The sequence below is a fragment of the Zoogloea sp. LCSB751 genome (genome assembly GCF_002028455.1).
GTDB lineage: Bacteria > Pseudomonadota > Gammaproteobacteria > Burkholderiales > Rhodocyclaceae > Zoogloea.
In genome coordinates, this window is sequence record NZ_MWUM01000030.1 from 54,487 (window position 1) to 63,467 (window position 8,981).

General features: G+C 57.9%; 8 protein-coding genes. 3 read left to right on the forward strand and 5 right to left on the reverse strand.

Translation table 11 applies throughout. The features are described 5' to 3' along the window. Window positions 1–114 precede the first annotated feature (114 nt). Genes B4920_RS22765 through B4920_RS22775 form a run of 3 tightly spaced genes read right to left on the reverse strand, consistent with a single transcriptional unit; the run spans window position 115 to window position 3,771 of the window. Complete coding sequence (locus tag B4920_RS22765; RefSeq protein ID WP_088179532.1) at window positions 115–564, reverse strand: hypothetical protein; 450 nt, start codon at window positions 562–564, stop codon at window positions 115–117. After that, window positions 557–1,936 (reverse strand): restriction endonuclease subunit S, encoded by a 1,380-nt coding sequence (locus B4920_RS22770; protein ID WP_079436976.1) that lies wholly within the window; start codon window positions 1,934–1,936, stop codon window positions 557–559. The genes B4920_RS22765 and B4920_RS22770 overlap by 8 nt, the downstream gene beginning before the upstream one ends. Next, window positions 1,933–3,771, reverse strand: coding sequence for a class I SAM-dependent DNA methyltransferase (locus B4920_RS22775; RefSeq protein ID WP_079436977.1), 1,839 nt, complete (start codon window positions 3,769–3,771; stop codon window positions 1,933–1,935). The genes B4920_RS22770 and B4920_RS22775 overlap by 4 nt, the downstream gene beginning before the upstream one ends. 220 nt (window positions 3,772–3,991) lie before the next feature. On the opposite strand from B4920_RS22775, the gene B4920_RS29000 reads away from it, so the two are divergent. Next, window positions 3,992–4,177, forward strand: coding sequence for a hypothetical protein (locus B4920_RS29000; RefSeq protein ID WP_139379601.1), 186 nt, complete (start codon window positions 3,992–3,994; stop codon window positions 4,175–4,177). Between the two features lie 223 nt (window positions 4,178–4,400). Further along, complete coding sequence (locus B4920_RS22780; RefSeq protein WP_079436978.1) at window positions 4,401–4,556, forward strand: DUF4113 domain-containing protein; 156 nt, start codon at window positions 4,401–4,403, stop codon at window positions 4,554–4,556. Between the two features lie 390 nt (window positions 4,557–4,946). Here the strand turns inward: B4920_RS22780 and B4920_RS22785 are convergent, their stop codons facing one another. Next, window positions 4,947–5,978, reverse strand: a complete 1,032-nt coding sequence (locus B4920_RS22785; RefSeq protein ID WP_079436979.1) for a PRTRC system protein D — start codon at window positions 5,976–5,978, stop codon at window positions 4,947–4,949. Between the two features lie 790 nt (window positions 5,979–6,768). Next, window positions 6,769–6,954, reverse strand: a complete 186-nt coding sequence (locus B4920_RS22790) for a hypothetical protein (RefSeq protein ID WP_079436980.1) — start codon at window positions 6,952–6,954, stop codon at window positions 6,769–6,771. Window positions 6,955–7,188: 234 nt separating this feature from the next. Here B4920_RS22790 and B4920_RS31040 point away from each other — a divergent pair, with 234 nt between their 5' ends. Beyond that, window positions 7,189–7,452: a helix-turn-helix domain-containing protein gene (locus B4920_RS31040; RefSeq protein WP_079436981.1), complete on the forward strand. Its 264-nt coding sequence runs from the start codon at window positions 7,189–7,191 to the stop codon at window positions 7,450–7,452. Window positions 7,453–8,981 lie beyond the last annotated feature (1,529 nt).

Below are 8,981 nucleotides of genomic sequence, written 5' to 3' on the forward strand. Positions count from 1 at the left end.
GGATGTGGATTCTTCCGGTTCCGATTGCGGATATCAGGACGGCGCGGTGTTCCATGAGGAGGCTAGTGCCACGGTTGGCAGATTCGAAGTGGTGTTCCTGATGCTGGCTACGCATTACAGGCCAATGGTTTTCTTAGCGATTTCCTTGACAGCTTCCTTGCCGAAAAGCTTTGTGGCCTCCTTCAGCATCTCAGCAAACGCGCTCTCCGGGTCTGGCTCTTCAAGGACCAGGGGTGCGCCGGTCTTGAAGGTGAAATGCTGAGACATGTGGGCGTATCTCGCCTTGGTTGCCGAAGCCTCGGGGATGGCATGGAGTTCGGCGTACTTCGCGACTGCGACATTCGCCAGGAATACCCCAGCGACTTCGGAACGACGCGTGGAGTCGCCCTGCCAATAGACTTCAACCCGGCCGTCCTCATCCTCCTCTGACTCGTCCAACGGCAGGATTAAGGTGCCATCCACCAATGACCTGGCACCGTAGCGGTCTCCGACATGCTCATGCGTGTAAAGCGGGAGCAGGCCCCCGATGAACGCGACGATTCGGTGGCTCAAGCCTTCACGCATGGCAGGTTTCCTGTTCAGGGTATAGGTTTCTCACGTCAATCTTGCCCGTCACTGCGGCGGAAATCAGGGCGGTGCGGCGTTCTTTGAGGAGGAGGATGGCACGGGTGGCTTCGGCTGTAAGAGTGTCGAGGTGGGTGGTTTCGGCTTCGATAAACGTCAAGATGCTCTCCTGTTCGCTAGGCGATGGAACGGGAAGAAAGATGCCGCTCAATGTTCCAATGTTGATGACATCCATCGTGCCTCCACGGCTCAATACCGAAAATTGCTCAAATACCACCTGGCTTCTAAGCACCTCAGTAGCGAACTCTTCTGAGATACCCTCCGATACGCGCATTCTTATCAAACGCGGATTTATGATTCCTGGCTCCACCCCTTTCGGGACAATCGCGATTTTCCCGAATGTTCCAACGCAGCTAATAAGGATGTCTCCAGGTTCAACTTCATACTGAGCAAGTTCGCGGAATTTTTCTTCCGATATATAGTAATCCCCGATAGAAAAGTCCCCAGGAATGACCTGCTCCTGCCCATAAACCTTGTAGCCCGAGGATACATACATATCCTTGGTCAACGCTGAGCCGAAGGGCCCTGCCTTTATCGTCGCAATTACGTTCTTTAGCCTTACTACATCCCAGTGCGTCGGCACCTCTCCAAGCCACTCCACCCCGGAATCCTTCATCGGCGCATCCGGGTTCAGGCCCTTGGTGACGGCGTGGGAGATGGTGGCCTGGCGCTTTTCGGCCAGCAGGGTCAGGAGCTTTTCCTGCTCGGCAATCAGGGTATCAATCTTGGTGGTTTCGCGGTCGAGGAAGGTGGCGATGGCGGTTTGCTCATCCGGCGAGGGAGCTGCAATGTCTAATTCCAAGATGGTCGATTGCCCGATGTTCAGCATTGAGCTGCTGGCTCCGGTCGCCGAAAGTTCAATCTGCCCGCGAACTCGTGGAGTGCCGAGATACAAAGCCAGAAACACGGGCGCGCAGGTGTCAGGACGCAAGCGTAGCCGGTACAGCTTGTCGCACAGCATCAACCTGGGATAGTCCCGCAATGTGACGGCGGTGCTACCGACGAGCTCACGGGTGTTAGCGCGCGAAATCAACAAGTCACCGCATGCTAGGCCAAGTTCGGGCAAGGGTTCCAACTCTGGCGGCAGAGTCTTGTTTTCCTCGGGCCGGAACATGCCACCATTCACGCAGCCGACCTTCAGGACACCCCATTCGTCCTCGGACTGCACAGGGAAACCTTCGCATTGAGGGCTCCAGCCCTGCTCCAGGCTTGCCACGAGATGCTTGATGCGCAGAACATTCCAATGCGCCGGCACGTCTCCCAACCAAGCAACCCCGCTGTCCTTATATTCCGGATACCTCGGCAAACTCATTCCGCCAGTCCTTCCAGCATCTTGGTGATGTTGGCCGCCACGGTCTTCAGTTCCTCATCAATCTCGTGCAGGCTGCGCGGCGGTTCGAAGACGTAGAAGTGCCGGTTGAACGGAATCTCGTAACCGACCTTGGATTTCTCGTGGTCTATCCACGCGTCCGGCGCATGGGGCAGGACTTCGCGCCGGAAGTAGGCCTCGATGTCCTCGGCCAGCGGCACGTTCTCAGTGTCGCGTAAGGCGCTGTCCGGCTGGGGTTTGCCCTTTTGCTTGCCGCGTTCTCCCAGCACGACCTTGCCGGCCTCATCCCGTAGCGGACGCTCGACGGTAATGGTCGTGTAGCCGAAATCCTCGTTCTTGAAGACGCGGGAGATGGGCACGCGCTTGACCTTGCCGCCTTCGGGCGGCATCGGTTCCACATCCCCGAAGAGCAGTATCTGCCGACCGACCTCCTTGCCCGCAGCGTCGAGCACGACGGCCTGCTTGGCTTCGACGAAGTCGCCGAACAGGCGGGTAATGTCGGCGATATGCTGTTCGGAGAGCTCCTTGCGCTTGCTGCCGAGGCTCTTCCGCATCTTCTGCCAGAAGCTGCTGGCATCGATGAGCTGAATCCAGCCCTTCCGCTCGTCGGGCTTCTTGTTGGACAGAATCCAGATGTAAGTGCTGATGCCCGTGTTGTAGAACATGTCGGTAGGCAGGCTGATGATGGCTTCGACGAGGTCCTTCTCCAGCACGTAGCGGCGGATTTCCGATTCACCGCTGCCGGCGCCGCCGGTGAACAGCGGCGAGCCGTTGAGGACGATGCCGATGCGGCTGCCGCCATCGACCGCCGGGCGCATTTTGCTGATGAGGTGGAGCAGGAACAGCATCGAGCCATCCGACACCCGCGGCAGGCCGGGGCCGAAGCGGCCGTCGAAACCCTTTTCGGCCGCTTCCTTGCGGACTTCCTTTTCGACCTTCTTCCACTCCACGCCAAAGGGCGGATTGGAGAGCATGTAGTCGAACTTGGTGCTGGCGTGACCGTCGTCGGACAAGGTATTGCCGACGACGATGTTGCGCACGTCCTGCCCCTTGATGAGCATGTCCGCCTTGCAGATGGCGTAGGACTCGTCGTTGAGCTCCTGGCCGAACATCGTGAGGCGGGCAGCCGGGTTGTGCTCCAGCAGATGCTCGCCGGCTACCGATAGCATGCCGCCCGTCCCGGCGGTCGGGTCATAGATGGTGCGCACCACCGCATTGCCAGAGGTGAGCACGTCATCGTCCTCGATGAACAGCAGGTTCACCATCAGGCGGATAACCTCGCGCGGCGTGAAGTGCTCCCCAGCGGTCTCGTTCGAGATTTCAGCGAACTTGCGAATCAGTTCCTCGAAGACCAAACCCATCTGGGCGTTGTCGACGGTGTCCGGGTGTAGGTCAATGTTCGCGAACTTCTCGGTGACGAGGTAGAGCAACCCAGCCTTGGCAAGGCGCTCCACCTGGGTGAAGAAGTCGAAGCGTTCGAAGATGTCCCGCGCCGCCGGCGAAAAGCCCTGAATGTAGGCGTAGAGGTTCTGACGGATGTGGTCTTGGTCGCCGAGCAGCTTGCCGAGGTCGAGGGACGAGGTGTTATAGAAGCTTTGCCCCGCCTTGCGGAGCAGGAACGGGTCGGGGTTAAGGCCTGCCTGGGTCTTGGCGTCGAACTCGGCAAGTACCCCGGCCTTTGTGGCGGCCAGCACGCAATCGAGGCGGCGCAGCACGGTGAAGGGGAGGACGACTTTGCCGTATTCGGACTGTTTGTAGTCACCACGGAGCAGGTCGGCGACGGACCAGATAAAGGACGAGAGGGCTTGGTGGTTCATTGTGCGTGTAGGTAAGCGGTGCGCGACATGCCGCTGTGTTGGGCTATGCGCAACAATTTTACGACCATTGGACTTGGATAACTGCTGTCGATAGGCCTCTGTGACTCGGGCAGGGGAGGCTACCTCTGTTGTATGTAGGGCGATACAACATACAACTCCGCCAGTAAAGACTTGCGAATCCGTAGGTGCTGTACAAAAATATAGTATTAAGGAGCCCGCCATGATTCGCATCGTCTGCCCCTTTTGCCATGTCCCCTTGAGCCTGCAGGAGTTGATTCCAGCTCAGACTGGGGCACGTTCGTGCCTGCTGTGCCCGGAGTGTTCAGGCTGGTTGGTGACCGACCCCGTTCCAGAAGCCGATGAGCACGAAGGCGTGACCCGTCCAGTGGCCGCAGAACATGTCTGACACATGGCCTTGTTCCGCCGCCGAGCTTGGCGCTGGTGTGTTTTTTCCGCTGCTGGATGTCCCGAAGCTGGCACTGCCAATCGACACGGTCAAAGTGTCTGCGGGTTTCCCGTCGCCGGCGGCCGACTACGAAGGTAAGCGTCTCGACATCAACGATTACCTTGTTCGGAATCGGTAGCTCACGCTACCAGGAAGCTGTGGACACGAGAGAGCAGAGCGGGTAATGGCTGCATTTGACCGAATCAATGAACGCTATGGCCGGGGAACGGTGAAGTTGGCCGCTGAGGGTGTTCAGCAATCATGGCGGATGCGCAGGAATAACCTGTCGCCAGCGTACACAACGAGGTGGAGTGAAGTGGCTACCGTTTGTGCAGGTTAGGCCTGCGCATCCTCATGTCCTAAAAGGGTAGGTCTATCTCTCCTAAATCCAGCCCAGCCAAATCGTAAGCACCTTCTTGGCTGGATTCTGATAACGGAAGCGTCGATACCAGTACTCCTTCTGTTGCGACCGCTATCGCCATACCATGTGTGGGCTCGGGTTTTTGAGTGCACCCTTCAGGCTCCAGAGAGTGTCCAGGGGGACAGCCTTGCACTGCCCCAGCACCTCGCATTGCCATCAATCCGATGTGAGCCAGTTGTTTGAGAGCCCGCATTCGCTCGCCGCTGGCGACGGGCATCGGCGATAGATACGCAAACAGCGCTTGGTCAGCATACGGCGTCACCATGCCGTTTACGCGTATCCCTTTACTGACACTGCGGGCCTCTTTCATTAGTGCATCCCGCGTTTAGCGAGCCATATTTCGCCGAGTAGTTGAAAGCCTCTCACGTTTGAGAAAACGGAGTCAGGGAATACAACAATATTGTGTTTTGGAAAGTAGCTGTGCAGTACGTCGATGTACACGTAGGAGCCACCCCCCACCAGAATGATGTTATCGATGTCGCCAATAGAGCCTATGCGTTCCAGCATTGCTTGGAGTGCGTCTTTGGCTCTGGCTTGGGCTAGCTTGATGTAGTCTGCATTCGTGCGAACAGTAAGTGCGTGCCCAAAAACGCGAATCGGTAAGTTATCGCGAAGCGCTGCATCAATCCGTTCCGTGCCGCCAAGTTCGTCGATGGTACATTCGGCATCAAGGGCAACCTGCTCCATCACATCCTTCAGTACTTCACTCATTCCACCGTGGGCGCGGGCACCAGAACGTGCATCATTTGGCGTAGTGCCTTCGGCGACAAGCCAATCAAGGGTGCAGAAGCCTGGGTCAATCACTAGGCTGGTGCTCTTCTTTACCACGCTTAGTTGACGCGTGCCGAAGGCGTAATCATAGAGTCCGCCCAAGGGTTGAGGCACAACCACTACATTCTTGACCGTGCAAGCCCGTCCTTCAGCATCAAGAATATGAGTTCCGGTAAACGCCTTAGCAAGCGGGTCCTTGTAGCCGAGATAAGTATTCAATGGGAGGCCAAGCACTAGCACCTCTAGTTCGTGACTCCGCGTCATGTGAAGCAAGCCTCCGTACACCAGCGCTTTGTAATGCTCCGACAGGCAGTAGTTCTCCTGCAGCATACGGCCGATTTCAGAGCCCTTTTGTGCGAGCTTTACATCTGGGCCTACTTCATAGGCAATGCCGTTAACGACTACACGCTTCGTATCACGCTTTCGGACAAAATCACCGGCTAAGTCCATCTCTACGGCCCGAGGGGCCAGCGAGGGAAAAAGCTTGCACGTGAGCGTTGACTGCGTGCGAGACGCCACGTACTTCACATTGCCGTAGCCAACATCCAATGCTCTTACATTATCAAACATTCGGTATTCTCCAGAATAAGGAAATGAGAGGCCAACTGAGCTCCAGCGGTATAGCGCGTATGACCAGCTCGCTTACGTAGCTGCTCAACGCCGCTCAGATTGGTTTATGAATGCGTCACCCATGACGCACACAAATGCGTATAGGCAATATTCTGGAGATGCCGCATTTTTATTCATGCGTCACCCATGACATCGAGTAACGCTTTGGAGAGGGAGAGTGGCTGACTAAGGCTCTACCTGAAGACCCAGTAGTGCACCTCGTGACTTAGATGCCTACGATGGAGGCTCTTCGAGTCCCTGTTTTACCCACTTTCCCGTTAGTCCATTTTTCGCAGTTTCGTAACGTCGGCAGCCTCCCGGACCCTACATGACTATTCTCTAACGTCGGCAGCCCCCCGGACCCTACTCATTTCAAATGCATAAAATGGGTGTTTTCTGCCTATTCCCAGCGGCCAAGAGGTGCTGTGTCGCCAGTGAGGGCCATGGCGACTGGTGGGGGGGATGGAGGTGGGCCTGCGGCGATGCAGGCCTGGGGAAGGGCCAGCACTGTTGCGTACTGACCTGGTCACTCAGTGCCACCGTCAGCGCACGGTCGGGGCTGATGATGGCCCCATGCGAGATGGGGTCTCGAAAGGCAAGTAGGCTGCCCGCAGCGATGAGCACCTGAGGCAGGGTTGGAGAGGCTCCAACAGCACCTAAGACTTGGTGCGAACCTCCATGAGATGTCTTCTGGCGAGACGCCGTTCGGCTCTTGCAACGATGGTTGCCCAGTACAGCGCAGCCGGGAACGTCAAACCCTCACCGGGTCATCCGGTTCAAACTCATCAGGGGTCCTCCCGTCGGCAAGCCAGGTCACCATGACCGCATGTGTATCCGAGGATTTCACAAAGAACTCTTGGCTCAGCGCGTCATAGAAGCGCGTGCCAACTTCAAGGTCTGAAAACTTCATTCGTTCGGTGGGAAGGGCGTGGGACATCGTGCAAAAAGCTCAAGTGTGCGCACCAAGCGCACGAGAAGGGCGCCTGGGTGAGCGTATTGATGAAAAGGGGCGGCATCATACAGGCGAATTTTCCCGCTTGGGACTCGACGGAGGAGAAGAGCAGGGTAGAGGGGGGCGCAGAACTTCACACAGGAGTCGTGAGGGGGCATGCCGGTAACTTCGGGCTATACGGTAAGCAGTCCCGTGACTGCCAACTCCATACCGTGACTCATGCCGCAACTGCTCTCTCCGAAAACGCTCGCCGCCTGTTTTGGTGTTGCGGAGCGGACAATCTACAACCGCCACTCCATGGGGAGAGACCTCCCTCCTGCCATCAAGCTTGGTCGGCTGGTTCGTTTTCACCTGGCTGACGTTAATGCTTGGCTGGATGCGAAGCGCCAAGCAGCCACCTCTTCGCTTCCCGCATCTCCTCCTCAGTCGGTGAGTCAGGAGGCTAAGGCGGGACCAATGCGGTCAAGGGGCCCGTCGCGGTAACCGCGAGTTGGCTCAACACTCATCACCTCAAAAGCAAATCGCCCCGGCGGGAACCGGGGCGGGCTGCGCGTAAAGCGCGTCTGTACTCATTGACATTGAAGTATAGACGCGGGAATCCATCACCCCGCCGCAATCAGCACGCGGAGGAAAGATACATTTTTGCAGTAGGCAACACGAGGACACAGCTCAATCGCTGAAGCGGCACACACACACAGAAGGTGTGCCCATGTTGTCTGTAACACCCGTGGTCGCTGGCCGACCGAGCATCACCGCAGCAGCCTTTGCCAAGTTTGCTGAACTTGTCAGAAAGACCGGAACAAGTCCGTCACCATCGGGACGGAAACGTAAAAACGCAGCACGAAAGAGGCTGAATCGCATCATCAATGAGCAGCGCAGATACGCGAAGTCTGCCGGGCTTCGGGCCGTCGCATTGACTCTGACCTACCGAAACTCGGATAAGTATTCAAAAAAGCACATCAGCAGTTTCGTGGACCGCCTACGCCCGGTGCTAAAGCGGTTGGGTTACACGCTGCCCTACGCTTGGGTGCTGGAATGCGCGGGGCAGCTGCACTACCACCTCATGCTTTGGCTTCCGCGTACCTTCATACTCGACCCGGCCAAGCTGTCCCGGTGGTGGCCTTGGGGGGGCACATGGGTAGAAGGCTGCAGAGCCGTCAAGGCCTGGGGGCGTTACATGGCTAAGTTTGACAGCGTAACCAAGCTCCCAGAGAGGGCTCGTTTGTTCGGCTATGGCGGGCTGGATGATGCCGGCAATACGGCAGTTTCACGTGCCGCATTGCCTTGCTGGCTCCTGGCCGTCCTGCCATTGGGCCATCGGGTCCGCCGCTGTCTGGGCGGGGGATGGGTAGATGTGCTAACGGGTGAAATCTACCTGTCCCCCTACATCTGGACTCCGTGGGGATGCCGCCATGCCACGCTCAGCTCGCCGCCAACCTATCATTGACTTGCGTGAACGCATCAGGGGCACGCATTGCAGGCATCGAGTCGGGGTGAGGAGTCGCAGCTGATGGAAGGCGCAGCGGGTGCAGGTGCCGCGTCGAGCGCGTCCTAGTAGGACGCGTGACCGGTCGGCGCGAGTGGCCTCGATTCCCGGGAGGAGGCAGCGCGTCCTACTAGGACGCGTTGGGCGGAGAACGGCTGACGTACTGTTCAACGCGCAGTCGATGTCCCTGTGCGCAGCTGACCATCCATCTGAAAGGCCGCGCAGACGGGTGCCGCATCGAGCGCGTCCTAGTAGGACGCGTGACCGGTCGGCGCGAGTGGCCTCGATTCCCGGGAGGAGGCAGCGCGTCCTACTAGGACGCGTTGGGGCGGAGAACGGCTGACGTGCCCGTTTCAACGCGCAGTCGATGTCCCTGTGCGCAGCTGACCATCCATCCGAAAGGCCGTGCGGGCCGGTGCAGCATCGAGCGCGTCCTACTAGGACGCGTTGGGCGGAGAACGGCTGACGTGCCCGTTTCAACGCGCAGTCGATGTCCCTGTGCGCAGCTGACCATCCATCCGAAAGG